25 protein-coding genes and 1 pseudogene are annotated in these 26762 nt (G+C 72.3%); 12 read left to right on the plus strand and 14 right to left on the minus strand.

Features of this window, described 5'->3' with window-relative positions:
• Positions 1 to 90: 90 nt before the first annotated feature.
• The gene (locus ACZ5NW_RS14715) at positions 91 to 834 is read right to left on the minus strand and encodes a DUF4142 domain-containing protein (protein ID WP_468744181.1); all 744 of its coding nucleotides are present in this window, start codon (positions 832 to 834) and stop codon (positions 91 to 93) included.
• Between the two features lie 151 nt (positions 835 to 985).
• Between ACZ5NW_RS14715 and ACZ5NW_RS14720 the strand changes: the two genes are divergently transcribed.
• Positions 986 to 1600, plus strand: a complete 615-nt coding sequence (locus ACZ5NW_RS14720) for an O-methyltransferase (protein ID WP_468744182.1) — start codon at positions 986 to 988, stop codon at positions 1598 to 1600.
• A gap of 143 nt (positions 1601 to 1743) precedes the next feature.
• A complete protein-coding gene (locus tag ACZ5NW_RS14725; RefSeq protein ID WP_468744183.1) occupies positions 1744 to 2436 on the plus strand; it encodes a DUF6445 family protein in 693 nt (230 codons plus the stop codon).
• Between the two features lie 21 nt (positions 2437 to 2457).
• Here ACZ5NW_RS14725 and ACZ5NW_RS14730 read toward each other — a convergent pair whose 3' ends face one another.
• Positions 2458 to 3048, minus strand: a complete 591-nt coding sequence (locus ACZ5NW_RS14730) for a hypothetical protein (RefSeq protein WP_468744184.1) — start codon at positions 3046 to 3048, stop codon at positions 2458 to 2460.
• A 174-nt stretch (positions 3049 to 3222) separates the two neighbouring features.
• Between ACZ5NW_RS14730 and ACZ5NW_RS14735 the strand changes: the two genes are divergently transcribed.
• Complete coding sequence (locus ACZ5NW_RS14735) at positions 3223 to 3693, plus strand: DUF7144 family membrane protein (RefSeq protein WP_468744185.1); 471 nt, start codon at positions 3223 to 3225, stop codon at positions 3691 to 3693.
• 147 nt (positions 3694 to 3840) lie between these two features.
• The gene (locus ACZ5NW_RS14740; RefSeq protein ID WP_468744186.1) at positions 3841 to 6150 is read left to right on the plus strand and encodes an ATP-binding protein; all 2310 of its coding nucleotides are present in this window, start codon (positions 3841 to 3843) and stop codon (positions 6148 to 6150) included.
• A gap of 233 nt (positions 6151 to 6383) precedes the next feature.
• Here the strand turns inward: ACZ5NW_RS14740 and ACZ5NW_RS14745 are convergent, their stop codons facing one another.
• The 3 genes from ACZ5NW_RS14745 to ACZ5NW_RS14755 all read right to left on the minus strand — a co-directional run bounded on the left by ACZ5NW_RS14745 (position 6384) and on the right by ACZ5NW_RS14755 (position 8650).
• Positions 6384 to 7166, minus strand: coding sequence for a M23 family metallopeptidase (locus ACZ5NW_RS14745; protein ID WP_468744187.1), 783 nt, complete (start codon positions 7164 to 7166; stop codon positions 6384 to 6386).
• Between the two features lie 80 nt (positions 7167 to 7246).
• Complete coding sequence (locus tag ACZ5NW_RS14750) at positions 7247 to 8239, minus strand: glycoside hydrolase family 26 protein (RefSeq protein WP_468744188.1); 993 nt, start codon at positions 8237 to 8239, stop codon at positions 7247 to 7249.
• A 48-nt stretch (positions 8240 to 8287) separates the two neighbouring features.
• Positions 8288 to 8650: a YrdB family protein gene (locus ACZ5NW_RS14755; RefSeq protein WP_468744189.1), complete on the minus strand. Its 363-nt coding sequence runs from the start codon at positions 8648 to 8650 to the stop codon at positions 8288 to 8290.
• 208 nt (positions 8651 to 8858) lie between these two features.
• Between ACZ5NW_RS14755 and ACZ5NW_RS14760 the strand changes: the two genes are divergently transcribed.
• Positions 8859 to 10382: a lysyl oxidase family protein gene (locus ACZ5NW_RS14760; protein ID WP_468744190.1), complete on the plus strand. Its 1524-nt coding sequence runs from the start codon at positions 8859 to 8861 to the stop codon at positions 10380 to 10382.
• A gap of 61 nt (positions 10383 to 10443) precedes the next feature.
• On the opposite strand, the gene ACZ5NW_RS14765 is transcribed toward ACZ5NW_RS14760, so the two are convergent.
• Positions 10444 to 11796, minus strand: coding sequence for a COG1361 family protein (locus ACZ5NW_RS14765; protein ID WP_468744191.1), 1353 nt, complete (start codon positions 11794 to 11796; stop codon positions 10444 to 10446).
• Positions 11797 to 11971: 175 nt separating this feature from the next.
• On the minus strand, positions 11972 to 13345 hold the full coding sequence (locus ACZ5NW_RS14770) for a hypothetical protein (protein WP_468744192.1): 1374 nt from the start codon (positions 13343 to 13345) through the stop codon (positions 11972 to 11974).
• A gap of 113 nt (positions 13346 to 13458) precedes the next feature.
• Between ACZ5NW_RS14770 and ACZ5NW_RS14775 the strand changes: the two genes are divergently transcribed.
• Complete coding sequence (locus ACZ5NW_RS14775; RefSeq protein ID WP_468744193.1) at positions 13459 to 14718, plus strand: molybdopterin-dependent oxidoreductase; 1260 nt, start codon at positions 13459 to 13461, stop codon at positions 14716 to 14718.
• Positions 14719 to 15046: 328 nt separating this feature from the next.
• On the opposite strand, the gene ACZ5NW_RS14780 is transcribed toward ACZ5NW_RS14775, so the two are convergent.
• The 3 genes from ACZ5NW_RS14780 to ACZ5NW_RS14790 are packed head-to-tail and all read right to left on the minus strand — an operon-like array spanning position 15047 to position 17114.
• The gene (locus ACZ5NW_RS14780; RefSeq protein ID WP_468744194.1) at positions 15047 to 15793 is read right to left on the minus strand and encodes a class I SAM-dependent methyltransferase; all 747 of its coding nucleotides are present in this window, start codon (positions 15791 to 15793) and stop codon (positions 15047 to 15049) included.
• Positions 15790 to 16422, minus strand: coding sequence for a TIGR04282 family arsenosugar biosynthesis glycosyltransferase (locus ACZ5NW_RS14785; RefSeq protein WP_468744195.1), 633 nt, complete (start codon positions 16420 to 16422; stop codon positions 15790 to 15792). The genes ACZ5NW_RS14780 and ACZ5NW_RS14785 overlap by 4 nt, the downstream gene beginning before the upstream one ends.
• The gene (locus ACZ5NW_RS14790; RefSeq protein ID WP_468744196.1) at positions 16419 to 17114 is read right to left on the minus strand and encodes a glycosyltransferase family 2 protein; all 696 of its coding nucleotides are present in this window, start codon (positions 17112 to 17114) and stop codon (positions 16419 to 16421) included. Before ACZ5NW_RS14790 ends, ACZ5NW_RS14785 begins: the two co-directional genes overlap by 4 nt.
• 111 nt (positions 17115 to 17225) lie before the next feature.
• Here ACZ5NW_RS14790 and ACZ5NW_RS14795 point away from each other — a divergent pair, with 111 nt between their 5' ends.
• Complete coding sequence (locus tag ACZ5NW_RS14795) at positions 17226 to 17981, plus strand: response regulator transcription factor (RefSeq protein WP_468744197.1); 756 nt, start codon at positions 17226 to 17228, stop codon at positions 17979 to 17981.
• A gap of 2 nt (positions 17982 to 17983) precedes the next feature.
• Positions 17984 to 19096: a sensor histidine kinase gene (locus tag ACZ5NW_RS14800; protein WP_468744198.1), complete on the plus strand. Its 1113-nt coding sequence runs from the start codon at positions 17984 to 17986 to the stop codon at positions 19094 to 19096.
• A gap of 38 nt (positions 19097 to 19134) precedes the next feature.
• Here ACZ5NW_RS14800 and ACZ5NW_RS14805 read toward each other — a convergent pair whose 3' ends face one another.
• The 3 genes from ACZ5NW_RS14805 to ACZ5NW_RS14815 form a co-directional block, all read right to left on the minus strand.
• On the minus strand, positions 19135 to 20136 hold the full coding sequence (locus tag ACZ5NW_RS14805) for an NAD-dependent epimerase/dehydratase family protein (protein WP_468744199.1): 1002 nt from the start codon (positions 20134 to 20136) through the stop codon (positions 19135 to 19137).
• 80 nt (positions 20137 to 20216) lie between these two features.
• Positions 20217 to 20405 (minus strand): DUF397 domain-containing protein, encoded by a 189-nt coding sequence (locus ACZ5NW_RS14810; protein ID WP_468744200.1) that lies wholly within the window; start codon positions 20403 to 20405, stop codon positions 20217 to 20219.
• The gene (locus ACZ5NW_RS14815) at positions 20405 to 21256 is read right to left on the minus strand and encodes a helix-turn-helix domain-containing protein (protein WP_468744201.1); all 852 of its coding nucleotides are present in this window, start codon (positions 21254 to 21256) and stop codon (positions 20405 to 20407) included. The genes ACZ5NW_RS14810 and ACZ5NW_RS14815 overlap by 1 nt, the downstream gene beginning before the upstream one ends.
• A gap of 235 nt (positions 21257 to 21491) precedes the next feature.
• Between ACZ5NW_RS14815 and ACZ5NW_RS14820 the strand changes: the two are divergent.
• A pseudogene (locus ACZ5NW_RS14820) lies at positions 21492 to 21918 on the plus strand (ATP-binding protein).
• Between the two features lie 214 nt (positions 21919 to 22132).
• A complete protein-coding gene (locus ACZ5NW_RS14825; protein WP_468744494.1) occupies positions 22133 to 22648 on the plus strand; it encodes a DUF6879 family protein in 516 nt (171 codons plus the stop codon).
• Between the two features lie 43 nt (positions 22649 to 22691).
• Here ACZ5NW_RS14825 and ACZ5NW_RS14830 read toward each other — a convergent pair whose 3' ends face one another.
• The gene (locus tag ACZ5NW_RS14830) at positions 22692 to 23036 is read right to left on the minus strand and encodes a hypothetical protein (RefSeq protein ID WP_468744202.1); all 345 of its coding nucleotides are present in this window, start codon (positions 23034 to 23036) and stop codon (positions 22692 to 22694) included.
• Positions 23037 to 23329: 293 nt separating this feature from the next.
• On the opposite strand from ACZ5NW_RS14830, the gene ACZ5NW_RS14835 reads away from it, so the two are divergent.
• Together ACZ5NW_RS14835 and ACZ5NW_RS14840 are read left to right on the plus strand one after the other, a co-directional pair.
• The gene (locus ACZ5NW_RS14835; protein ID WP_468744203.1) at positions 23330 to 23857 is read left to right on the plus strand and encodes a DUF1062 domain-containing protein; all 528 of its coding nucleotides are present in this window, start codon (positions 23330 to 23332) and stop codon (positions 23855 to 23857) included.
• A 132-nt stretch (positions 23858 to 23989) separates the two neighbouring features.
• On the plus strand, positions 23990 to 26632 hold the full coding sequence (locus tag ACZ5NW_RS14840; protein ID WP_468744204.1) for an RICIN domain-containing protein: 2643 nt from the start codon (positions 23990 to 23992) through the stop codon (positions 26630 to 26632).
• Positions 26633 to 26762: the final 130 nt, after the last annotated feature.

Genomic DNA, 26762 nt, shown 5'->3' on the forward strand with positions numbered 1-26762 from the left:
CAATGCCCCGGGAATTCAAGATTCCGTCACAACTCGCCCATGAGCGGAACGGAACCCTCCCCGGCAGCTCCCCAGCGGCTCGCCGGCGGCTCACCCGACCGTCGGGGTGGGCTGCGGCCCGCCCCCGGCCGCGCCGTCGATGTTGACGGGCGTGGAGGTGGCGTTGGGCGGCGGGGTGAGGATGACCGGCGGCTGGCCGCCGGCCGGGGGCGGCGGGGTCAGGTCGGAGCTGGGCAGCTTCGGCGGGGTGGTCTGCTGGAAGAGCGTCTGGTCGAAGTCGACGAGCCCGGTCTGCTCCATCACCGTGATGTGGTCGAGGACCGTGTCGTTGGCCTGGTCGGCGAGGGCCCGCACGAGGGAGTTCTTCGTCGTGGACCGGATCTTGGCGACCGTGTTGAAGATCGAACCGTGCGTCTGGCGCAGGATGTTGGCGAAGTCCGAGTCGAACTGCTTGCCTGAGTCCGCGCTGAGGGTGTTCACGAAGCCCTGCTGCTGGGGGCTGGCCACGTTGGGCAGGGTGATGTTGAGCATCGGCGCGATCTTGCGGCAGGTGGTGTCGAGCGCCGCGTGACCGTCGATGAGGTGCTGGCCGGCGGTGACGACGCCCTTGGTGGTGCCCTTCTTCAGCGCCAGCTGTCCGACCGGGTACTCCCACAGCCCGGCCGCGCGCACCTTGACGACGAAGTCGCGGTCGCCCTCGGTCAGGGGGCCCCACTGGGTGTTGGCGATGATCCTCGACTGGTCCGAGGAGACCTTCGACACCCCCAGCATCGACGGGTAGGCGAGGGCGGCGAGGGTCAAGGTCAGGGCGCCGCCGACGAAAAGGGTTCCCATCGCGTTCCGCGAAAAGCGCACCGTGCCTCCTGCCCGATCGGGTGTCCGTCCCGGGGCGTGCGATGCCCGGGGGACGGGTTGGGACGTAGAGGAGTACGGACGGGAAGCCTCGGCGACTCTATGGAATTCGCAAAATCTGCGGGCGGGTGAGGTGGGGGACGAGGTACTGCGCGCGGCCGGGGAGGGCGGCGAGGCGGAGGGCCTGCCGCCGCACCAGGTCGCCCCGAACCAGGGCAAGTTGCTGCACCTGCTCGCCCGCATCCAGGGCGCCCGGCGGATCCTGGAGATCGGCACGCTCGGCGGCTACAGCACGCTGTGGCTGGCGCGGGCCCTGCCGGAGGGCGGCCGGCTCGTGACACTGGAGGCGGACCCGCGCCACGCGGAGGTCGCGGCGCGGAACATCGCCCGGGCGGGTCTGGACGGCGTGGTGGAGTTGAGGGTGGGCCCGGCCCTGGACACGCTCCCGGAGGTGGCGCGCGCGGAGCCGGAACCCTTCGACCTGATCTTCATCGACGCGGACAAGCCCTCGAACCCGCACTACTTGGCATGGGCGCTGAAGCTGTCCCGCCCCGGCTCGGTCATCGTCGGCGACAACGTGGTGCGCGACGGCGCGGTCACCGACGCGGAGAGCGAGGACCCTCGCGTCCAGGGGGTCCGCCGCTTCACGGAACTGATCGCCGAGCATCCGCGCCTGACGGCGACGGCGGTGCAGACGGTGGGCGGCAAGGGGTACGACGGCTTCGTCCTGGCCCTGGTCACGGACTGAGCACCCGGCATGTTCTCGGTACCCGACGTTCTGGGTACCTGACATGTTCTTGGCAATTTTGACCATGTGTTGGTGAGGTGCGGGGCGAGTGTCGACCTGATCGTGGGCGAGTGGAGGGACGGGGGCGGCCTACATTCGGGCGCATGGCCCCCCTTCCCCCACAGGGCCGGGCGACCCCCGGCACCCTGCCCGTGCTGCCCTACCGCAAGCCCACCAAGGGCCGCGACTACTGGGTGATCGACGACGTACTCCCGGACGTCGACGCCGTACGGGAGCGGTGTCTCGCCAAGGACGACTGGGTGCGCGGCTACCCGTACACCTCGGAGACCTGGCCCGGGCTGCGCACCATGCCGGGCCTGGAGGCGGACGAACTCGCCCGGGTCGAGCGGCTGGTGCGCAAGGCCACCGGCGCGAGCAGGCTGTGGGTGCAGGAGGCGCCCGGCGGCGGCACCCTCAACCACAACTGCATCCAGGTCGTCGGCGAGGGCGAGAGCGAGCCCCGCCCGCACACCGACTCACGCGCCCTGTGCCGTTACGCCGCCGTCCTCTATCTCAATCCCGACGTCCCCAAGGACTGCGGCACGGCCTTCTACCGCCAGTCCCTGCCGGGCGGCCGGCTCGGCGGCAACATCGTGCAGGCCCCGCACAACAACCTCGTCGAGGCCCTCGGCACGCGGTTCGTCCCGGCGGACCACTTCGAGGAGGACGTACGCGTGCCGCACCGGTACAACCGCCTGCTCCTCTACAACGCCAACCTGGTGCACAGCGCGACCGGTTACTCCGGCACAACGCTGGAGGAGAAGCGGATGACGGCCGTCTTCTTCTGGATGGCCTGAGCGTCCGCCTCCCCGCCCCGGTCAGTACCGCAGCGCCCGCGCCACCTCCGCCTTCACGCCCTCCGGCAGGTCGCGGTTGCTGCGGGCGGTGGCCGTCCCGGTCTTGCCGGCCGGGACGCCCGACACGGTCACCACGACCGTGTCCTCCACGGTCCCGCCCGGGTCCTTGAAGTCGACCTGCACGGCGAAGGACTTGGCCGCGCCGGTGGTGTTGGTGACGGTCACCGGGACGGTGACCCGGCCGCCCCCGGTGGACGGGGCGCCCAGCTTCACGTCGTCCTTGGCGTCCACCCCGCCCTTGATCTCGCCGAGCCTGCGCCCCGCCTCCGCGCTGGCCGACGCGAACGCCGACGCCGCGTCGGAGGCCAGCGAGGACGCGGCGGCGGTCGCCTCCGAGGCCAGCGAGGACGCCGCGGCCGTCGCCTCCGAGGCGAGGGAGGACGCGGCGGCGGTCGCCTCCGCGCCCACGGACCGGGCGGCGGAGGCGGCCTCGCTGGCGGCACCGCTGGGGCTCCCGTCGTCGGAGCAGCCGGTCAGCGCGAGGAGCGCGACCGCGCAGACGGCGGCGAGGGCGGTCGCACCCGTGGGCCGGAGCGGGCGGTGGGCGGGCATCGGGCCTCCCGGGCGATGTCTGAGATGTCCTCCCCTCAGTGAAGGCCGCTCCTCGCCCACCCGCATGTCCGCTCACCCGGACGGCCCAGCCCACCTGGTGTCCGCCGTCACCCGGACGGATGGTCGAGGCAGCACGGCCCCGTGCACGCCGACTCCGCTGAACGAGGTACGGCCATGACCGATCAACCGCATCCCCCGACCGCCGGGGGGTCGCCCATCTGGGACCCTTCCCACCAGGGCACCGGCCCCGCACCGGGTCCGCCCGCCGACAGCGGCTGGGCCGCCGGAGGCGTCGTCTTCGCGGGCGTGCTGATGCTCGTGAACGGTGTCCTGGCGATCCTCCAGGGCATCTCGGCGATCGCGAAGGACGACGTGTACACCCGGGTGGGGGACTACACGTACGAGATCGATCTGACCGGCTGGGGCTGGCTCCTGGTGATCTTCGGCGCGGTGTACGCCGTCGTCGGCGGGGGCGTCCTCAAGGGCGCCCTGTGGGCCCGCGCCACCGGCATCCTCATCGCCGCCCTCAGCCTGATCCTCCAGTTCATGTTCCTGCCGTACGAACCCCTGTGGTCCCTCGCCCTGATGGCCATCGACGTCTTCGTGATCTGGGCCCTGGCCACGTACCGCCCGAGCAGGACCTAGTTGCCCCTGGCCACCCCTCACCCTTCGGGCGGGTTTTCGAGCCGGGTAACCAGGGCGGGTGATACGCGTTCGTCGTCGCGGCATTCACCCTCGGCGGTCGCCTGCTTACGCTGTGATGGTTGATGGCTGCACGCACACGGGGGTGGCATGGGATTCGGCTTCGGACAGCGGCGGGGCGGGCAACTCCCCGTGGAGATCACCAGCTTCGTCGGACGGGCCGAGGAACTCGGGCAGATCCGGGACGTGTTGACGCGTGCCCGGCTGGTCACTCTGGTGGGTCCGGGAGGGGTCGGCAAGAGCCGCACGGCACTGAGAGCGGCCGGCACGGCGGCGCCCCGATTCGAGGACGGCGTACGGCTGGTGGAGCTGTCCGCGCTGCACGACCCGGAGCTGATCCCGGCGACCCTCGCCGGGGTGCTGGAGCTGCCGGAGCAGTCCGGCATGACCCCGCTCGACGCCGTGGCGGAGCATCTGCGCGAGCGCCGCATGCTGCTCGTCCTCGACACCTGCGAGCACCTCGTCGACGCGTGCGCGATGCTCTGCGACATCCTGCTGCGCGAGGCCCCGGGCCTGAGCGTGCTCGCCACGAGTCGCCAGCCGCTCGACGTCCCCGGCGAGCACTGCATCCCCATCGCGCCGCTGACCAGGGACGACGCGGTGGATCTGTTCGCCCGGCGGGCGGCGGCGGTGACGGGCGGCAGCGCGGTCACCGGCGCCGACCGCGACCGCGTCCTCGCCCTGGTCGACCGCCTCGACGGTATCCCGCTGGCCCTGGAGCTGGCGGCGGTGCGGCTGCGGGCGGTCCCGCTCGCCGAGCTGGTCGCCCGCCTGGACCAGCGCTTCGAGGTCCTCACCGGCGGCCGCCGTACGGCCCTCACCCGGCATCAGACGCTCCGTACGGCCATCGACTGGTCCTACGACCTGTGCACCGCCCAGGAGCGCCTGCTGTGGGCGCGTCTGTCGGTGTTCGCGGGCTCCTTCGAGCTGTCGGCGGCGGAACAGGTCTGCGGCGACGACACGTTGACGGACCATCAGGTCGTGGAGGCGCTGATCGGGCTGGTCGACAAGTCGGTCGTGCGGCGGATCGGCGAGGACGGCGCCCGCTACCGGCTGCTGGACACGATCCGGGAGTACGGCGCCGGGCGGCTGGCCGCGACCGGCGACGCCGACGACGTACGGCGGCGGCACTTCGCGTACTACGAGCGGCTGGCCGGACGCTTCTGGGACGAGTTCCTCAGCCCCGCGCAGATCGGGCTGCACCGGGCGCTGCGGGACGACATCGACGACGTGCGGGCCGCGCTGGAGTACGGCGTCGCCGCCGAGGGGACCGGCGCGCGGGCGCTGTGGCTGGCGGCGCGGCTGGGCCCGTACTGGCGGGCGGCCGGCACCCTCTCCGAGGGCCGGCACTGGATCGACAAGGGCCTGGAACGCACCCCGCAGGACTGCCCCGAGCGCGCCTGGGGCCTGCTGATGACCGGCATCTTCGGCGTCTGGAGCGGCGACCTGGCGACCTCCCTGGAGCGTTTCCCGCAGGCCCTCGCGGCGGGCCGGGCGGCCGGGGAGCGGCGGGTGGAGCAGTTCGCGGAGGCGTACCTGGGCGCGATGCGGGCGTTCGGCGGCGAGGTGGCGGAGGGCCTGCGGGAGGTGGAGGCCGCGCGGCTGCGCATCCTCGACTCGGGGGACGGCCTCGGCATCGGGGTGATCCACTACGAGGCGGCCCTGCTGCGGGCGGTGTTCGGCGACACCCAGGGCGCGCTGGAACTGTGCGCGACGGGCCTGGCGTACCTGGACGGCCGCGGCGAACGCCAGCTGTACGCGTCGACGGTGGCCACCCGCGGTCTGATCCTCTCGCTGGACGGCGAGTACGAGGAGGGCGCGGAGTGTTTCCGCAGCGCCCTGGAGGCGGCGGCGGACATAGGCGAGGTGCTGGTGGCGGCCCTGGCCTGCCTCGGCCTGGCCTGGCACGCCGCGCGGCGGGGACGTCATGTGCGCGCCTGCTGGCTGATGGGCTACGCGGCGCACGCCCGGCGTCTCGGCGGCGATCCGGTCGCCCTGCTGCCGAGGCTGCTGGAGCAGCAGGAGGCGGTGCGCGAGGACGTACGGGCCGCGCTGGGGCGGGAGTTGTTCGAGCGGTGGTGGGAGACCGGGGCGCGGATGTCGGGCCGGGAGGTGCTGGAGGCGGTGCGGGCCGACACGGACATACCGGCTCCCCCGCCCGCGCCGGACGCGGCGCCGCCCGCCGGCCGCCCGGCGCCCCGCACGGCCGAGCCCGCCCTGACCCGCCGGGAACGCGAGGTGGCCGCGCTGGTCGCCGAGGGACTGTCGAACCGGGAGATCGCGGAACGGCTCGTCATCTCCAAGCGCACGGTGGACGCCCACGTGGAACACATCCTGGCGAAGCTGGGCGTCACCTCACGTACGGAGATCCCGGCGCGGGCGGGCAGCAGGGATACGTAGGTAGGGCCGGGAGGGGCGCCCCGGGGCCCCGTTCCCGGACTACGTGTACGGATCTTCCCGTGGATCGGCCCGCGCCCCCCGTCGCCTTTGGCAGCCTGAACACGCCGCCCGGGGGACGGGACGCGCCGGGCCGGACAGACTGAACCCCACGGCTGCCGGAACAACCAACCCGGCCATGCCTCCCCCCGGCGGCACCACACGGGGCTGCCCCTGGTCGGCGGGGCAGCCCCGGCTCAGCGCAGCCCCGTCACCCACACCGACTTCCGCGCCAGCCAGGGCAGCGGGGGCACCGAGGAGCCGATGTACGGGGTGATGCGCACCTCGAAGTGCAGATGGGGGCCGGTGGCGTTGCCGGTCGCGCCGGACAGGCCCAGACGCTGACCGGCCCGGACCCGTTGTCCCTTGCGCACGTCGATGCGGGACAGGTGCGCGTACTGGGTGAAGTAGCCGTCCGCGTGACGGACGAGGATCTGGTTGCCGAAGCCGTCTCCGCAGGTCGCGGCGCGGACCGTGCCGGGGCCGACCGCGAAGACCGGGGTGCCGGCGTTCACCGCGAAGTCCTGGCCGGTGTGGCGGTGTTTCCAGTGGCCGCCCTTGTCGGCGTAGCGGGCGGTCAGCCAGTAGGACCGGGTGGGCGCGGTCCAGGACGCCGTGGCGCGGGGGGCGGTGCTGCGGCGGCCCACCGGGCAGTGTCCGGCGCGGCCGGAGGGGTCCACGGCCACCGGGTCGCCGACGTCCCGGGCCGCCGACCACAGCTCGTCCCACAGCCGGTCGCGGATCTCCGCCCGGCGGCGTTCGGCGGCCTTCACCTCGGACTCCGGGGCGCCCGAGCGGCGCAGGCGGTCCACGAGCTCGCGTGCCTTCTCGTGCGCGCGGACCGTCGCCCGCACCGTCGCCCCACCGCCCGCCGCCGCGGGCGCCGCCCCGCCGGCGATCAGCGGCAGCACGGCGAAGGTGGCCACCACGGCCATGAGGCGTGCGGCGCTCCTCGGGATGCGGTGGTGTTCTCGTCGCATCCTCGGATCATCCGATCGGATGCCGGGGCGCCCCGGGCATCCCGTCCGCTACGCGCCGTACGTTCCCCCGGACGGCCCACTCACCGGCCCGCCCCGCTCATCCACTCCCGGTACACCCGCGCCGACCTCGGGTTCTGCCCGCACCGCCACACGCCGTGCGGACAGTAGTCGCTGATCGTCTGGTACAGCGGGCGCGCGCTCGCCATCCAGGTCAACATGCCGCGCATGTACGCCGGGTCGTCGCCGTTCTCGAACAGGCCCCACTCGGGGTACGACAGCGGCTTGCCGTGGGCCCGGGCGAAACGGGCGTGGGCCCACAGGCCGTACGGCTCGCGCAGCTGCTCGTCGAAGGAGAGGCCGCGCGGTGCGTCGTAGGCGTCCATGCCGATGATGTCGACGTACCGGTCGCCGGGGTAGCACTGCGGCCAGGGGATCGCGTCGCGGCCGCGGGTGGGGGTGAACTCGAAGCGGAAGCGCTGGCCGGGGACCGAGCGCACGGCCTCCACGATCCGGATCCAGTACGCCTTCCACGCCTCGGGGTCCGGGCCGCAGCGGTGGGTGTACGTGGTCCCGTTCATCTCCCAGCCGAGGATCAGGACCGTGTCGGGGACGCCCAGCGCGACCAGCCTGCCGGCCAGCGCGCGGAAGTGGTCGTCGTACGCCCCGCGTGCGCCCCGCCGCAGCTCCGTGCGGACCTCGGCGTCGGGCAGATGGTCCTCGGCGCGCTCCAGGAGGGGGACGTTCAGGACGAACAGCCGGTCCCGCGCCGCCCTGCGCCAGCTCGCCCAGTGCTCCAGATAGCCGGGCGCGCCCTCGATGTTGCTCCAGCGGTCACCGGGCAGGTAGGCGTGGCCGACCCGGGGCGTGGCCGGGCCCAGCCAGTCGTCCAGTCCCGCTATGCGCCGGACACCCGCGGCGTCGTAGCCGACGTACGCGCCGAAGGCGGGCCGGGGGGTGCCGGGGGGTGCGGGGAGCGGCGCTGCCTTCTGCTCGCCGAGCGGCGCGCAGGCCAGGCCGATGAGCAGCAGCGAGAGGAGAGCGCCGAGCAGGGGCGGGCGAGGGATGTGCGGCACAACGGGTCATCATGGCTCAGCACCGGCGAAAACGGCAGCCGGAAGAACTCATGCCGCGGCCGCTCTGGAGGTCTCGGCGAGGGCGGTGTTCGCGATCACGATCACGGCCGTGACGGCGGCGGCGACCGGATGCCCGACCCCGTACAGCGCCGCCGCTCCACCGCCCAGCACCACCGCCTTGACGGCCAGCGCGAACGGCAGTCGCGGCCGCAGCCGGGCCTTCGGCGCCGCGAACAGCCCCCACAGGGCGATCGCCGCGGCGGGCGTACCGAGCCCCAGCAGGACGTGGACGGCGGTTCCGTTGCCGGCGGTGAAGCCCCACCAGCCCAGAGAGGCGATCGCCGCCAACTCCACGAGGAAGGCGAGCAGTTCGTTGGCCACGAACCAGGGCCGCCGGTCGATCAAGGTCATGGAGGTGAGCATGGGCCCCCCGGACGGCCTCGTCACCCGATTCGTTGAAATTGACCTCAACAGGCAACCACCGCCCCCGAATTGGCCCTCTCACAGGGTGCTCACAGGCTCGGTCGTCGGACGCGTGGGGTGTGTCCGTGTGGTCGGCCGGTGTGTGGGTGTGTTCGGTCCGATGCCACTGACCATGGCACTCGTAGACGAGGTACCGATGAACAGTCAGCACCATCGCAAGGGCCTGAAGCGGGGGGCGTTCGCCGCGGGGGCCGCGCTCACCGTCGTCGCCATCTCCGGGGTCGCTCCCAGCACGGCGCAGGCCGCCGCTCCGGCCGGGACGCCCCAGCTCAAGCTGATCGCCGCGTCGAAGTCCGTGACGCTCGACCGGTACGAGGGGGAACCCGGGGTCTACCTCGACCTCGGGACGTATGTCGCCGCCGACAAGGCGCCATTCGAGATGAAGGTGACGCGCAAGTCGTACAAGGATCCGGTCGTCGCCAAGCAGGTTCTGCGCAATGGCAGAACCGTGAGCGAGAAGACGCTGCCCGCCGGGCTCGTGAAGGACTTCTCCGGGATGCCCGGCTTCCTGGAGGTCTCCATCACGAACGCCGCCGGGAGGGTGGTGTCCAAGAGCAACGGCACCTTCTGCCCCAACAACGCCTCCGGACGGATGCGTCCGGACGCGCCGGCCACCTCGCACTACCCGGACAGCTGTCCCACCAACCCCTTCACCCTCGGCTCGGTCTGGGGCATCGAGAAGGGGTGGGCGGCCAATGCCGGCAACGTCGACTACGACCACCCGGTCGACCTGCCGGCCGGCGAGTACACGGCCAAGGTGTCCGTCGCGAAGAAGTACCGGGACCTCTTCGGGATCCCGAACGACCAGCCGACCGTCAAGGTGACGGTCCGTGAGGTCCACGACGGCGACGGCGGCGAGGGGCACGGGATGCGGCGTTCCGCCCTCGCGCAGAGCACCTCGCGTACCCCGAAGGCCGCGGCGCACCGGCCCACCGGACGCGCCGGGGTGGCGGCCAACGTGCCCAAGCCGGACCTGCGCCCGCTGCCCGCCTGGGGCATCTCCATCACCGACGGCGAGGAAGGTGAAGGTGCCGTACCCGGCAAGGACTACCTCGCCTTCAGCGCCAACGTCTGGAACGCGGGCCCGTCCAAGCTCGTGGTCGACGGCTTCCGCCGGCCCGGCGCCGATCTGATGGACGCCTACCAGTACTTCTACGACGCCAACGGCAAGCAGGTGGGCTACACCCCCACCGGCACCATGGAGTACGACGCCCGGCACGGCCACGAGCACTGGCACTTCACGGACTTCGCCAGCTACCGGCTGCTCAGCGCGGACGGCAGCCACGCGGTGCGCAGCGGCAAGGAGGCGTTCTGCCTCGCCAACACCGACGCCGTCGACTACACGGTGAAGAACGCCAACTGGCACCCCTACAACACCGATCTGTCGACGGCCTGCGGTGAGCGCAGCGCCATCTCCGTGCGCGAGGTGCTCGACGTCGGCAACGGTGACACGTACAGCCAGTCCCGGCCCGGTCAGTCCTTCGAGATCACCGACCTGCCGAACGGCACGTACTACATCGAGGTCAAGGCCAACCCGGCCGGCCGTCTCCAGGAGGCCAACACCAAGAACAACGTGTCCCTGCGGAAGGTCGTCCTGGGCGGCACGCCCGGACACCGCACGGTCACCGTCCCGGCGTACGACCTGATCGACGTGCCCTGACATCGAGCGCGCAGGAGGGGGGCGGGCCCTTGGGCCCGCCCCCTTCTTTTTTCCTCGGGTCTCAGCCCGCCGCGTTCACGACCACCTTCGCCGTGTTGTTCTTGGCGTTCGGGTCGAACGGGAAGGACGTCCCGGACTCCGGGCGGGCGACGACCGTGCCCGTCGCGCCCGGGATCACCCGGTCGACGCGCAGCTTGAAGCCGTAGTCGACCTTGAGGCCCGGGAAGGCCGCGGACGGCAGGTAGCAGGTGTAGGTCGCGGCGCCGGTGCCCTGCGCGAGCGACTCCTCGCCCCCGCCGCCGGAGCGCGGGTGGCACAGGTCCGGGACCGTGGTCGCCGTGGTGCCCTCGGGCAGGGTGAAGTCGATCAGCGCGGGCGCGTCGCCGGAGAAGACGTGGGCGACCCAGGCCGGCCCGCGATTGACGAAGCGGAACGTGGCGTCGACGGTCGAGCCGGCCGCGCCGCGCACCTCGGTGCCGCGCACCGCGAAGTCGGCGGAGTTGGTGGCCTCGATGCTCCAGGCGCGGTAGTTGTCACTGCCGTCCAGGTCGGTGGCGCCGCCGCCCGGCTGGACGCTGATGTCGAACCGGTCGTACAGGGCGTGGGAGTTGACCGCGAGCTTCAGCGCCTTGGGCAGCTCGACGGTGGCGCCCGGCGCGATGACCGTGTCGAAGGTGCAGTTGACCTGCTTCATGTCGCGGCTCGCCCCGGCGTCGGGGTACGTGCACTGGGGGAACTTCGTGAGGTAGTCCAGGCCGTACGACGCCGACATCCAGACGGTGAAGCCCTGGGCGGCCTCGTTGCCGGTGTTGGTGATGGCGGACGGGGCGGTGAGGACGGTGCCGGGGGCGACGCCGGTGAGCGAGGTCGGGTTGGCGATGCCGAGGTCGGCGCCGGAGGCGACGGTGACGTTGGTCGAGAAGCCCTCGCCCGCGACGAGCGTGCCGTCGGGGCCGCCGGTGGCCTGGGCGGTGTAGGTGATGGTGCCCTGGGCGCCGACGGTGGCGCCGTCCACGGCCCGCACCTTCAGGTCGACCTGGGGCGCGTAGCGGGTCGGCACGTCACCGGTGTCGCACACGGCGGTCGTGCCGGTGTCGGACGGCGCGCAGTTGGCGGGCCAGGACACCTCGGCGACACCGGTGAGACCGGAGATGTCGACGGTGAGCTTGCCGCCGGTCACGGTGAAGTAGTCGTTGTCGTGGTAGAGCCCGAGCGCCAGCGAGCGGTACTGGGCGGCGCCGCCCGCGGGAGCGACGGTGACCGTCTGGTCGTACGGGGCCTGGATCCACAGGTTGTCGGTCTGCGCCTCGTCGGCGGACGCGGTCCCGACCCCGGCGGCGGCGAGGGCCATTCCCCCGACGGCGACGACACAGACCCCGCGCCGTACGGCACGGCCCACGGAGACAGAAGGCATGGCAACACCCCTAGGTGCGACGGTGATCAGCCGGCGCCTGCGGTGCGACCGGCGGGGGTTGGACCATTGGGGGGTGGCAGAGGGTTGTACGGAACCGGCGATCTTTGGGGAGCGCTTGCCGGGAGCGGCGGCTGTCCACAGGGTGTGGACGCGCCCCCGTCCGGCCCATGGGTGCTCACCACCCGGTCAGGACCAGGTGGTTGACGAGGAGGGCCAGGACGGCCTGGGCGGCCAGCCAGGCTCGGGGGCGGGGGAGGAACGCGCACACCGGGAAGAGCCACACGGCGAAGGGCAGCCAGATGCGTTCGGTCTCCGCCTTGCTCATCCCGGAGAGATCGGCGACGAGGACGGCGAGGAGGCCGGCGGTCACCAGGACGGCGAGCCGGCGGGCGTCGGGGTGTCCCGGGGAGCGCAGGGCGGTGGCCGCGCGGGGGAGGGCCGCCGAGGTGGCCAGGCCCGTGATCAGGACCGTGCAGGCCAGGTTCGCCCAGACCCAGTACGCGTACGGGCGGACACCGCCGGCGCCCTGGTTGTACCGGGTGACCAGGAGGTCGTACCCCTCCCACCACGGGAAGCCGAGCAGGGTGAACGCGAGCGGCACGACGGCCGCCCCCGCGAGCAGCCAGGGAAGCGGTCGCCTCCGTTCGCGGCCGAGCAGCAGCACCGCCGCCCCGAGGAGGGCGATCAGCGTCAGGCCGTAGGAGAGATAGCAGGTCAGGCCGTAGAGGAGGCCGGAGAGGGCCGCCCAGGCGGGGGAGCGGCCGGTGACCGCGAGGGCCAGCGTGGCGATCGACCAGGCGGCGACCGCCGCGAAGTACGCGTCCGCCGACGTGCCCATCCACACGGCGGCCGGGGCCAGCACCAGGAAGGGCGCCGCCCGCCGGGCGAGGGCCTCGCCGGCCAGCGCGCGCACGGCGACGAGGACGGCCACGCAGGCCGTGGCGCCCACGGTGACGCAGAAGATCCCCGCCCAGCCGCCGCCGCGCAGGCCGACGCGGTCCAGCAGGACGAAGGTGAGGGTGGCCGCCGGGGGGTGGCCCGCGACATGGGCGGGCCAGTTGTCGGGGGAGTCGAGCAGGATGTGGTGCGTGAAGTCCCGCAGGGCCGCCGGGATGTCGTCGAAACGGTCGATGACCTGGAGATACTCATGGCGGGTGGTGAGCCGGGCCGCGATGCCACGCCGCCAGCCGTCGATCAGTGCGAGGGAGAGGATCCAGGCCGTCGCCCCCGCCCAGGTGGCGGTGAGCAGCCCGCGCCAGGGGAGGCGGGCGGCGAGCGCGGGGCCGTACGCGACGACCGCGACCGCGAGGAGGACGGCGGCGGGGGTGCCGGGACCGGTGTGCGGTCCCCAACTGCCGAGCAGCGGTGGCCAGTTGACGCGGAGGGTGTGGTCGGTGCGCTGGATGTGGCGGCCGATGAGGACGGCGGCGGTGACCAGCAGGGCGGCGGCGAGGGTGGCGGCGGCGGTGGCCCCGACCGTGGTGGTGGGAAGGGCTGCGCGGTTGGTGCGCGGGGTGGTGTCCGGGGCGGTGGACGGGTCTGGGGTCACATCGGCACGCTAGGGCCGGGTGGGGGCGGCGGGGTGGTGCGCGCCGGGGACGTCAGCCTTTCGTCATGGGTCGCGGACGCTCCGGCGGGGGGCTCCCGGCCTACGGTCGGGACATGCGCGACCCACGCCTACGGCTTCCCACCTCGCCCGGTTTCTGGCGGAGCTCCGTACGCGGGCCCCGGTTCACCGCCGTTCTCGGACTCGTCCTGCTCTTCGGGATCACCGTGCTGTTCGTGACGGGGCTCGTCTCCTACGCCGCCTACAACCCGGACCTGTCGCCGGTGAACGACAAGACCCCGGACAAGGGCCTCCTCGGCTTCTACCTCTTCGCCTGGCCCACCGACCCGCCCTGGCTGTACCGGCTCACCCAGGGCGTCCACGTCACCCTCGGGATCACCCTCGTCCCCGTGCTGCTGGCCAAGCTGTGGTCGGTGGTGCCGAGACTGTTCACCCTGCCGCCGGCCCGCTCGCTCGCCCACGCCCTGGAGCGGATCTCGCTGCTGCTGCTGGTCGGCGGCGCGCTGTTCGAGTTCACGACCGGAGTGCTCAACGTCCAGCTGGACTACGTCTTCCCCGGCTCCTTCTACCGGCTGCACTTCTACGGGGCCTGGGTCTTCTTCGCGGCGTTCGTCGCCCACGCCGCACTCAAGACCCCCGCCGCGTTGCGCAACGTACGGCACGTGCGGGACGAGGGGGAGCAGCGGGACGTGCGGGAAGAGGTGGACGGTCTTGTGTCGCCCCGGCCCGGCGCGCCCACCGTGTCCCGGCGTGGTGCGCTGTGGTTCGTCGGGGGGAGTTCGCTCCTGCTGTTCGCGACGACCGTCGGCCAGGGCTTCGACGGGCTGCGGCGCACCGCCCTGCTCGCCCCGCACGGCGGAGCCGACCCCGGCAGCGGCCCCGGCGGCTTCCAGATCAACAAGACGGCCCGCTACGCCGGCATCGTGCCCGCCGAGACCGGCGAGGACGCCTGGCGGCTGGTCGTCAGCGGCCGCACCGGCACGGTCCGGCTCACCCGCGCCGACCTGCTCCGGCTGCCCCTGCACAGCTCGGCGCTGCCCATCGCCTGTGTCGAGGGCTGGTCCACGTCGGACCAGTGGTGGCGCGGGGTGCGGCTGCGGGACCTCGCCGCGCTCGTCGGGTACGACGACGATCCGCCGGACGTGTTCGTGGAGTCCCTTCAGCGGCACGGCGCCTTCCGCCGCGCGGCCCTGCGCGCCAACCAGGTCGCCGACCCGCGCTCCCTGCTCGCCCTGTACGTCAACGGCGAGGACCTGACCCCCGACCACGGCTACCCGGCGCGGGTCATCGTGCCCGCCGCGCCCGGTGTGCTCAACACCAAGTGGGTGGCCCGGCTGACGTTCGGAGACCTGTGATGCCGCGATCCCTCACCCGGCTGAAGCCGAAAGTCGGCAGCCCGTTCCAACTGCTCCTGCTGGCCTGCTCGTTCGCCCTCGCCGCCTACGCCGGTGTTCGGCTGCTCGACGGTGACCGGTTCGGCGTGGCGCTGTGGTTCGTCGGCGCGGCCCTGCTGCACGACCTGGTGCTGCTGCCGCTCTACGCGACGGTCGACCGGGGCCTGGTACGGGGCCTCGCCGGCGTCCGGCGGCGCGAGTGGGCGATGTACGTGCGGGTGCCGGCGGCGCTGTCCGGGCTGCTGCTGCTCGTATGGTTCCCGCTGATCAGCGGGCGGGTCGACGCCCGCTACCGGTCGGCCACCGGGCTGTCCCCGGACGGCTTCGCGGCCCGCTGGCTGCTGATCACCGCCGTCCTCTTCGGCGGCTCGGCGCTGCTGCTGGCACTGCGGCTGCGCAGGGCGGCGAAACGGCGGCCGCCGGAGGTCCATTGAGCGGCCGGCCGCCATCCGGCGCGGCGCGCGTGCCGCAGCAGGGCGGGGGTGCCCAGGCGGGCCCACGGGAAGGGGCTGCCGACCGGCTGGACGAGGGAGACGTCGACGACCTGGACGTGGGTCCGTTCGTCGACGTCCACCGGGGCCGTCTCGGCGATCAGCAGGCCGCCGGGGGCGAGGAGCGCGGCGGCCCGGTCGAGCAGGGCGCGCGGGTCGCCGCCGATGCCGACGTTGCCGTCCATGAGGAGGACCGTGCCCCAGCGGCCCTCGGCGGGCAGCGGGTCGAACACGGAGCGGCGCAGGGCCTGGCCGCCGAAGGCGATCGTGTGGGCGACGGCCGCCTCGCTGACGTCGATGCCGAGGACGGTCCGGCCGCGCGCGGCGAGTTCGGCGACGAGACGGCCGGGGCCGCAGCCGACGTCCAGGACGGAGCCCTGGCAGCGGTCCAGGACGGCCCGGTCGACCGCGTCGGCCCGCGCGCACCAGCGTTCGACGTCCAGGGGGAGCAGCCAGCCGTCGTCGCGGCGCAGGAAGAGGGGGCCCCGGCCGGTGCGCAGGGCCGTGTCGTAGGGGGTGGCGGTGGACCACGCGGCGGCGGTCATGGGCGGGCCGTGGGGGTGCGGGCCGTGGGGGTGCACGCGGCGAGGCGGGCGGCGAAACGCCCGTGCGGGGCGAGGGCGGCCACCGCCGCCGCGTCCGCCGCCGTGTCCACGTCCCGCAGACACGGCAGATCCCGTACGCGCAGGCCCGCCGCGAGCAGGCGCTCCCGCTGGACCGCTCCCGTCTCCGGCGTCGACATGGGCACGCCGTGCAGGAGCGAGGGGTCGGGGGCGGCCAGGCCCAGCGCCCAGAAGCCGCCGTCCTCGGCCGGGCCGAAGTACGCGTCGCAGTCCGCGAAGTCCACGGTGAGGAGGCCCGGGGTGACCTGGGGGGTGTCCATGCCGATCAGGAGGGCCGGGCCCGTGCAGCCGGCGAAGGCGTGGGCCAGCCTCTCGTCCAGACCGCCGCCGGATTGTCGTACGACGTCCAGACCGGGGGGCAGCCAGGGGCCGGGGGCGCCGTCCAGGACGAGGACCCGCCTCTTCGCGGGAGCGGCCGCGACCGCCCGCAGCGCGTCCGTGAGGGACGCTTCCGCGAGAGCTGCCGCCTCGGCGGGGGTGAAGGGCGGGGTGAGGCGGGTCTTCGCCCTGCCGGGGAGGGGCTCTTTGGCGATGACCAGAATGGTGGTCACTTCGGACTCCGGGCGAGGTCGGCGCCGGTGACGGCCAGGACGGCGCTCATGTCACGCACCGCCTGCCAGGTGCCCCGCCAGGTGCCCGTCACCTTCGACTTGCCGGTTCTCGGGCGGTAGGGGACGTCCCGTTCGCCGATCCGCCAGCCCTCGTCCGACGCCCTGACCACCATCTCCAGCGGGTAGCCGCTTCGGCGGTCCGTCAGGTCCAGGTCGAGCAGGGGCTTTCGGCGGGCCGCCCGCAGCGGGCCCAGGTCGTGCAGACGCAGGCCCGTTCGGCGGCGGAGCAGTGCGCACAGGGCCGTGTTGCCCGCCCGGGCGTGCAGGGGCCAGGCGTCCCGGCGCTCGGGGCGGCGCCGGCCCAGGACCAGGTCCGTCGCGCCCGCGTCGAGCTCCGCGACGAACGGCACCAGCAGGGACGGGTCCAGCGACGCGTCGCAGTCGCAGAAGCAGACGATCTCGGCCGTCGCCGCCGTCAGGCCCGCGTGGCAGGCCGCGCCGAAGCCCCGGCGGGCTTCGCGTACGACGGTCGCGCCCAGCTCCGCCGCGATCCGCGCCGAGCCGTCCGTCGAGCCGTTGTCCACGACGAGTGCGCGCCAGCCGGCCGGGACGCGGGCGAGGACCCAGGGCAGGGCCTCGGCCTCGTTCAGGCAGGGGAGCACCACGTCGACGGTGGGTGGTGGGGTCGTCACGCTCTCACCCTACGAAGGGAGAACGGACATAACGGGCCGAGGCTCCTTACGAAACGTGGACGTCGGCCCCCTGGGCCCGCACCGGCGCGGGGGCGGTGCCAGGCTGGACGTATGCAGCAGTCGTACGAGACTCCGGGGGCACCGAGGGTCCTGGTCGTCGATGACGATCCCACCGTCTCCGAGGTCGTCGCCGGGTATCTGGACCGGGCCGGTTATGTGGTCGACCGTGCCGAGGACGGCCCCACGGCCCTCACCCGCGCCGCCACGCACCGGCCCGACCTCGTCGTCCTCGATCTGATGCTGCCCGGCATGGACGGCCTGGAGGTGTGCCGGCGGATGCGCGGTCAGGGCGGGCCGGTGCCGGTCATCATGCTCACCGCGCGCGGCGACGAGGACGACCGCATTCTCGGCCTGGAGGTCGGCGCCGACGACTACGTCACCAAGCCGTTCAGCCCGCGTGAACTCGTGCTGCGCGTCGAGTCGGTGCTGCGGCGGACCCGGCCGCGCGTGGACGCCGGCCCGCTCGGCGCGGCCGATCTGACCGTCGACCCCGCCGCCCGGCGCGCCACCAAGAACGGTGCCGAACTCGCCCTCACCCTGCGCGAGTTCGACCTGCTCGCCTTCTTCCTGCGGCACCCGGGGCGGGCGTTCGGCCGCGAGGATCTGATGCGCGAGGTGTGGGGCTGGGACTTCGGCGACCTGTCCACCGTCACCGTGCATGTACGGCGGCTGCGCGGCAAGGTCGAGGACGACCCCGCCCGGCCCCGCCTGATCCAGACGGTGTGGGGCGTCGGCTACCGCTTCGACCCGGGCGGCGCGTCCGGTCCCGGCGGCGCGTTCGGCGTCGGCGGCGCGGGGGTGTCCTGACGATGCGGGACACCCTGCTCATCGCCCTCTACGCCTTCCTCGGCGCCGCCGCCAGCGGGCTGGCCGGGGCGGCCGTGCTGCGGATGATCCGACGGCGGTCGCTCACGGTGTCCCTGGCCGTGGTCGCGGCCGTCGGGGTGGTGGCGATGCTCGCGGGCACGCTCGCCGTCGCCCAGGCGATGTTCCTGTCCCGGCACGACCTCAGCGTGGTGACCACCGTCGTCGCCATGGCCGCCGTCGTCTCGCTCGTCACCGCCCTGCTGCTGGGCCGCCGGGTCGTCGCCCGCAGCCGTGAACTCGCCCTCGCCGCACGGTCGTTCGGTGACGCCGGAGCCTTCGCCGCGCCCACCGGACCGGCCACCGCCGAACTGGACGCGCTCAGCCGCGAGCTGGCCGCCACCAGCGCCCGCCTCGCCGCATCACGCGAGCGGGAACGGGCGTTGGAGACCTCGCGGCGCGAACTGGTGGCCTGGATCTCGCACGATCTGCGCACCCCGCTGGCCGGGCTGCGGGCGATGTCGGAGGCCCTGGAGGACGGGGTGGCCGCCGACCCCGACCGCTATCTGCGGCAGATCCGCACCGAGGTGGAGCGCCTGAACGACATGGTCGGCGACCTCTTCGAACTGTCCCGCATCCACGCCGGGACACTGCCGCTGACCCCCTCCCGGATCTCCCTGTACGACCTCGTCGGCGACGCCCTCGCGGGCGCGGACCCGCTCGCCCGCGAGTACGGCGTACGGCTGATCGGCGAGCGCGTCGACCCGGTGCCGGTCGAGGTCGACGGCAAGGAGATGAGCCGGGTGCTGGGAAACCTGCTGGTCAACGCGATCCGGCGGACCCCGGCCGACGGTACGGTCGCGGTCGCCGCCGAGCGTTCGCCCGAGGGCGTGGTGCTGTCGGTGACGGACGGCTGCGGCGGCATCCCCGAGGAGGACCTGCCGCGCGTCTTCGACACCGGCTGGCGCGGCACGGATGCCCGGACGCCTCCGGCGGGGGCCGGTCTGGGGCTCGCCATCGTCCGGGGGATCGTGGAGGCCCACCAGGGGCGCGCCACCGTACGCAACATCCCCGGCGGCTGCCGCTTCGAGGTGGTGCTGCCCGCCGCCGCTTCCTGAGGCGAGCAGCACCACCGGTCCTCTGGGCCGGGTCCCCGTCAGGCGCCCCGCATGCCGGCGCGCGCGAACTCGGTCATGCCCTCCTCGAAGCCGACCTCCGGCTTCCAGCCGAGCGCGTCCCGCAGCCGTGCCGAGTCCGCGGTGATGTGCCGTACGTCGCCGAGCCGGTACGCGCCGGTCACGACCGGCTCGGGTCCGCCGTACGCGGCGGCCAGCGTCCGCGCCATCTCGCCGACGGTGCGCGGGTCACCGCTGCCGGTGTTGTACGCGGTGAGCACGCCCGGGGCGACCTCCGCCTCCAGCGCCGTCGCGTTCGCGGCCGCCACGTCCCGCACATGCACGAAGTCCCGCCGCTGCCGCCCGTCCTCGTAGACGCGCGGTGCCTCGCCCCGGGCGAGCGCCGAGCGGAAGAACGAGGCGACTCCGGCGTACGGGGTGTCGCGGGGCATGCCCGGCCCGTACACGTTGTGGTAGCGCAGCGACACCGCCGAGCCGCCCGTGACGCGGGCCCAGGCGGCGGCCAGATGCTCCTGGGCGAGCTTGGTCGTGGCGTAGACGTTGCGCGGATCGGTCGGGGCCTCCTCGCCGACCAGGCCGGGGGAGAGGTCGGCGCCGCACCGGGGGCAGGTGGGTTCGAAGCGGCCCGCGTCGAGGTCGGCCACGGCACGCGGGCCGGGGCGTACGACGCCGTGTCGCGGACAGTCGTAGCGGCCCTCCCCGTAGACCACCATCGACCCGGCCAGCACCAGCCGCCGTACGCCCGCCCGGGCCATGGCGGCGAGCAGGACGGCGGTGCCGAGGTCGTTGCGGGAGACGTACTCGGCGGCGTCGGCGACGCCGTCACCGAGGCCGACCATGGCCGCCTGGTGGCAGACCGCGTCGATCCCGGCGAGGGCGCGGTCGACGGCACCGGGGTCGCGCACGTCATGGCCCGGCTCGGCGCGCACGTCGTGCACGACCGGCTCGTGCCCACGCGACCGCAGGACGTCGACGACATGGGACCCGATGAACCCGGCACCGCCGGTGACCAGTACACGCATACCCTCACGCTAGGACGGCACCGGTCACCGAAAGCGGCCCCGGACCGGCATGTCACCGGTCCGTAAGACCCGAACGTCGGTCACTCGCGGACGGATGTGCTCTTGACGTAATCGACGAAGTCCGCGAAGGAGGCGGCGGGGAAGGTGAGGGTGGCTCGGGTGGGGGTCTTGGAGTCGCGGATGGCTATTCGGGGGGTGGGGAGCTCTGCGATCTCGACGCAGCTGTTGCCTTCTCCGCCGCCGGAGTAAGTGGACTTTCGCCAGTGCATCAGAGTTCCTTCGACAGCCGGTGGATGAAGTCCCGGGACCCCGAGGGATCCAACGATGACTTCTGCACCGTACGGAAGAGTGTTCGGAGCCGATTCAAGTGCGCTTCCGCGTCGATGAACAGGGGTCCTGTGGGGGCGTCGAGGTGTCCTGTGTCCAATTTCGGCACCGGGCCGCCCATGTACAGCAGCGAGGCGTCGGCGCCGGCGAAGCCGTCCTGGTCGAGAGGGATGACCCGCACGGTGGCGTGTCCTCTCTCGATCTCGTCCAGGATCAGGCGCAGCTGGGTCCTGGAGGTCTGGCGGTCGGCCACACGGATGCGCAGGGCGCACTCGTGGATGACGGTTTCGTACGGGGTCGGGTTGTCGCCCTCGATCACGGCCCGTCGCCGCATTCGATGCTCCACTCGGGGCGTCAGTTCGCTCTCGGGGAGCTCCGGGCGCATGTACCGGAAGACTGCCCGGGCGTAGTCAGGGGTCTGGAGGAGACCGGGGACGTACGTGATCACGACTTCGTGCAGGAACGTCGCCCGGTCTTCTGCCTCCGCCAGGTCCAGGTTCACTTGGGGCAGTACTCCGCGGTACTCGTCCCACCAGCCGCGGGACCGTTCGCCCGCCATGGCGGCGAGAGCGTTGACGAACGCCTCGTCCGCGCAGCCGTAATGAGCCGCGAGCCGGCGGACGCGTTCTTCGCTGACACCGGAGATGCCGGCTTCCACTTGGCTCATCTGTGCCGAAGTCGAATTCAGGAACGCCGCTGCCTCACGCGCCTTTAGCCCCGCTGCCTCGCGAAGCTTGCGCAATTCGACCCCCAGGCGCGCTTGCCGAGCCGTTGGATTGCTCCTCGGCGCCATTGCCTCTCCCGTCCCCAACGCCCCTTGGGGCGTGCCTCGTTCAGGCGCCAGATTACGGCAACAGGTTGCGACGGGAGAATTTTCTCCTCTACTGTCAGTGACGCGACGCACACCCTGCGGAATCCCCGGGACCCCGGAAGCGCACCGCTCCGCCCTGCCAAGACGGCTGCGGCACTGCCACCGCCCGCGCACCGCAGATCACCTCAACACCACTGACGTGACCCGGAGTTGCCGCATGCTCGAAACCCCCACGACCCCCACCGACGAACCGTGGGAGTACTCCCTCTACATCCCGAACGACCCCCGAGCCGTCACCGTCTGTCGCCGCACCCTCCGCCTGATCCTCACCCTGCACGGCTTGATCGCCCTGGTCGACACAGCGGAGCTCCTCGCGGCGGAGCTGATCTCCAACGCCGTCCTCCACACCGAGGGTCCGGCGGCGATGCGGGTGCGCTGGTCGGGTGGGGTGCTCCGCTATCGGCGCGTGGGATGCGGACCCGGAGCCGCCGGATTTCCCGAGCGAGTCGCACAGCCTGCCCGCGGAGGAGGACGGCCGGGGCCTCGCCCTGGTGAAGTCCTGCTCGACCCTGTGGGGCTGGCAGCCCCTCTCCAGATTCGGCAACCGCGGCAAGTACGTGTGGTGCGAACTGGCCACGGCCTGACAGCGTCCACGCACCGGCGCGCAAGTTCCCGCAAGTTGCTGGCCTCCGACCCGCTGTGCTCGCAAGATCGAGCAGGGATGGCCCACGACAAGGGAGGCAGCATGGCCCTGATCAAGCTCGGCCAGGATCCGGAGAGCCCTTCCCCGCCATGAGGACGTGATCGAGATCCCGAAGCGCATGGTGCAGTTCTTCCCGGAGGTGAAGAACGGTGGCAGTGCCGACTGTTGAGGAGCGACTGCGGCGATGCGTCCGTTCCGCCGTGCATCTGGAGATGCGCGACGAGTACATGCGTTCCGATCCTCGATTCACCGCCTGGCAGCACGGTGTCCGTGACGATCCCGCGGCGAGCGATCCCGAGCGGCGGCCGTGGCTCCGGCTCCTCGCCGATCTCGTGGCCCGGGGAGTCGAGATACGAAGGGCGCGGATCGTGTCGGAGCCCGTGTCGGACTACATCCGATTCGAACACCACCTGACGCGACCCACCGTGGAGGCGGGCGAGCAGGTGCGCTGGCTACCGCGCCGACGCGCGTCCGGGCTGGCCCTGCCCGGTAACGACTACTGGCTCTTTGACGACCGTTCGGTCGTCTTCCACCATTTCGCCGGCGACGGCGAACTCGCCCCGGACGACGAAGAGTTCACCGATGATCCGGCCGTGGTGAAGCTGTGTGCGGACGCCTTCGAAGCCGTCTGGGCCCTGGCCGTGCCACACGCGGACTACAGGCTCGGCTGACCGGCAATCCCCGATGTGTGTCCGATCAGGCACCGCTCACCGCTCAACTGATTTCGAGGACGTGCCATTCGATCTGGGTCATCGCGGGTATGTCATAGCCCTGCGGCAGGAAAGAGCCCTGGCCGCGCAGGCCGGCTTTGAGGTCGTCGAATTTGGCGAAGCCCCAGAGGGTGGCGACCTTTCCCTCCGCCGACGTCTGCATCTCCAGATCCCATCCCGAGTCGCTCTCCGCGCCGAATGTCCATGTCCCCGACTCCGGGAAAGAGGTCGCAGAGGGCGTGATCCTGTCCCAGGGGTCGGCTCCAGGGATGAACCAGCGATAGCGGAGCGCCACTTTCGCCACCGTGTCGCCATGGCCGGCGCTGATCTCGATCAGTGCAATCGTCATGATCTGTCTCCCTGCGGACGACAGCCCAGCCCACACTGATGCCGTTAATTCCAGGCTAAGCGGCCCGCTCGCTCCCTGCACGGCGAGGTCGTCGAAAACCGTTGGAGGGGGGCGGGCGGGGCGGGCTAGCGTGCGGGTGGATCGAGTCGCCGAGGCAAGGACCTGCCGTTGTACACCGTGTGAGACCTCCCGAGAGCTGATGTGTCGCGCGTCGCGCCATTGCGCCGCGCCTCTTTTCGCTGCGGACTTCTCACTGGAATCGGTGTATTTCTGTGCTGCACAGCTGGGTGGTCATGCCCACCTGCCTTCCTACCGTCCTCCGCCGTTGTCATTCCTGCGCGTCCGGGCGTTTCCGGGCGGACGGCAAGTTTCGTGTCAACGCGAACCACAAACTCCTCGACGCCTGGCTCCTGGTGCTCTGCACCGCGTGCGGGGACACGGCGAAGCTGCCGATTCTGGAGCGGGTTCACGTGCGTTCCGTACGGCCCGGGCTGCTGGATCGGATGCACGACAACGACCCTTCCCTGGCAGCCGACTTGCTCCAGGATCCGGTCGTACGGCGCCGTACGCGCATCGCCCTCGACTGGGAGGGCGCCTGGCGTCTCGACACCGGCGGGTCGGATCACCTGGACCGCGAGGTGATCGACGTCTCGGTCCACTTCGCGGCGCCGATCCCGGTCCGGCCGGTGCGGTTGATCGCCGACGGCTGCGGTCTGTCGCGGGCCGAGGTCGAGCGACTGATCGCCGACGGCGGGCTCGTCTCGGCCGCCCGGCTGAACACCAGGCTCACCACGGACTTCACCTTCACCCTGAAGCGCTGACCCCGCGCGAAAAAAAGTTGTGCGGATCGCGGCAACCCTTTGCGGAGGCTGTGACCACAAGGGGGCGGATCCGGTCAGTTCCGGTGGCCGGATCCGTTCCCCCGTGAACGGCTCCAAGGAGAACGCCTCCCCATGAACAACCCCCCGAACGGTGGGCGCCGCGGGCGTCACCGTCGTCGCTGGACCGCCACCGCCGTCGTGCTCGGCGTGCCCCTCGCCGCCGTGCCGTACCTCCTGTTCACGCAGGACGACTCCCAGGCCGCGACGATCGACAGCGCCGCCTACTACCGGCTGGTCTCCGTACGCAGCGGCAAGGTGCTGGACGTCAACGGTTTCTCCACCGCCGACGGCACCCGCATCCAGCAGTGGACCGACCAGAACACCGCCAACCAGCAGTGGCGGCTGCGGCCCACCGGGGACGGCTACTACGAGCTGGTGAACCGCAACAGCGGCAAGGTGCTGGGCATCAAGGGCGACTCGACCGCGCGGTCGGCGGTCACCGAGCAGCAGACCGACAGCTCCGCCACCTCCCAGGAGTGGCGGATCGACGATGTGAGCGGTTCCGACGCCGTCACCTTCACCTCCCGCAAGAGCGGCCAGGTCCTGGACGTCCTGGGCGGCTCCACGGCCAACGGCGTCGAGGTCGTGCAGTATCCGGCCATCGGCAGCGCCAACCAGCAGTGGAAGCTGGTGAAGACCGGCGAGGCCGGCACGAGCGGTGGCAGCAGTGCGCAGCCCGCGTCCGCCGGACCGTACGTGTGGAAGAACGCCCCGGTGACGGCCGGCGGTTACGTCACCGGCCTGGTCTTCAACCAGAAGGAGAAGGGCCTGCTGTACGCGCGCACCGACATGGGTGGCGCGTACCGTTGGGACACCGGCGCCGAGCAGTGGATACCGCTGACCGACTGGGTCGGCGAGAAGGACTGGAACCTGCTGGGCATCGAGTCGCTGGCCACCGACCCGGTGGACCCGAACCGGCTCTACCTCGCCGCCGGCACCTACACCAACGAGTGGGCGGGCAACGGGGAGATCCTGCGCTCCACCGACCGCGGCCGCACCTTCCAGCACACCGACCTGCCGTTCAAGCTGGGCGGCAACGAGGACGGCCGCGGGGCGGGCGAGCGCCTGGTGATCGACCCCGCGAACCACGACAACCTGCTGCTGGGCACCCGCAAGAACGGCCTGTGGCGCAGCACCGACGCCGGTAAGACCTGGAACCAGGTCTCCTCGTTCCCGGTCAAGGACGGCGCGAGCTTCGGCACCGGCATCTCCTTCGTGACGTACGGCGCGGCCGGCAGCAACACGGTCTACGTCGGCGTCGCCGACAAGTCCACCAACCTGTACCGGTCCACCGACGGCGGCAACTCCTGGCAGGCGGTCTCCGGGCAGCCCACCGGCCAGATGCCGCAGCACGGTGTGCTCTCCGGTGACGGTTCGCTGTACGTGACGTACACCGACCACCCAGGCCCGAACAGCGTGTCGGGCGGTTCGGTGTGGAAGTACGCCGGCGGGGCGTGGAAGAACATCTCGCCGTCGCAGGGCAACTACGGGTTCGCCGGTCTGGCCGTCGACCCGCAGAAGCCGTCCACGGTGATGGTCACCACGCTGGACCGCTGGTGGCCGCAGGACGAGGTCTACCGCAGCACCGACGGCGGTGCGACCTGGAAGACCCAGTCCGACAGGTCCGTGCGGGACGCCTCCATCGCCCCGTACCTCGGCACCGGGATCGGGCACTGGATGACCGCGCTGAGCATCGACCCGTTCGACTCCGGGCACGTGATGTACGGCACCGGCAACAACATCTGGGCCAGCAAGGACGCCAACGCGACCGACAACGGCGGCACCAGCCACTGGTTCATCGGAGCCCGCGGGCTTGAGGAGACGGCGTACTACGACCTGGTCTCCCCGCCCGGCGCCGCCGCCCTCATCACCTCGGTGGGCGACCAGGGCGGCTTCGTGTACGACGACGTGACGAAGCAACCCACCAGCCGGCTGGTCAACCCGGAGATGTACGCCAGCACCTCCGTCGACTTCGCCCAGTCCAACCCCTCGCTGGTGGTCCGGGTCGGCCGGAACGGCAAGGAGGACGGCGCCCTCTCCACCGACGGCGGCCACACCTGGAGCGGCTTCAAGGGCGAGCCGGTGCCCAGTGCGGACAGCGGCCACATCGCGATCGCGGCGGACGGCTCCAGCTTCGTCTGGGCCGAGGCCGGCCAGGCCCCGTACCGCTCCACCGACCGGGGCGCGAGCTGGTCGAGGGTCAACGGCCTCGGCAACGACGCCGTGATCGTCGCCGACCGGTCCGCGGCCAACACCTTCTACTCGCTGAGCAACGGCACGCTCTACGCCAGCACCGACGGCGGTGCGACCTTCGGTGCCCGCACCTCCAACCTGCCGAACGGGAAGCTCAGCGCCGTCCCCGGTGTCGCGGGTGACCTGTGGCTCTCCGGCGGCGACCGGGGCCTGCTCCACTCCACCGACGGCGGCCGCACCTTCACCACCCTCGGCTCGGTGAAGTCCGCCTCCGCCCTCGGCTTCGGCAAGGCCAAGCCCGGCACCGACTACCAGGCCCTCTACCTGCTCGGCACCGTCAACAACGTCACCGGAGTGTTCCGCTCCACCGACAAGGGCGCCACCTGGCTCCGCGTCAACGACGACGCCCACCAATGGGGCGCCATCGGCAGCTTCGGCCTCATCACCGGCGACCCCGACACCTTCGGCCGCGTCTACATCGGCACCAACGGCCGCGGCCTCCAGTACGGCGACCCGTCCTGATCCACCCCCCCGGGGGGGGGGGGGGGGGGGGGGAGGGGGGGGGGGGAGGGGGGGGGTGGGGGGGGGGGGGGGGGGGGGGGGGGGGGGGGGGGGGGGGGGGGGAGGGGTGGTTTGTCGGGCGGGGGGGAAA

The organism is Streptomyces sp. NPDC032126, from assembly GCF_055580085.1.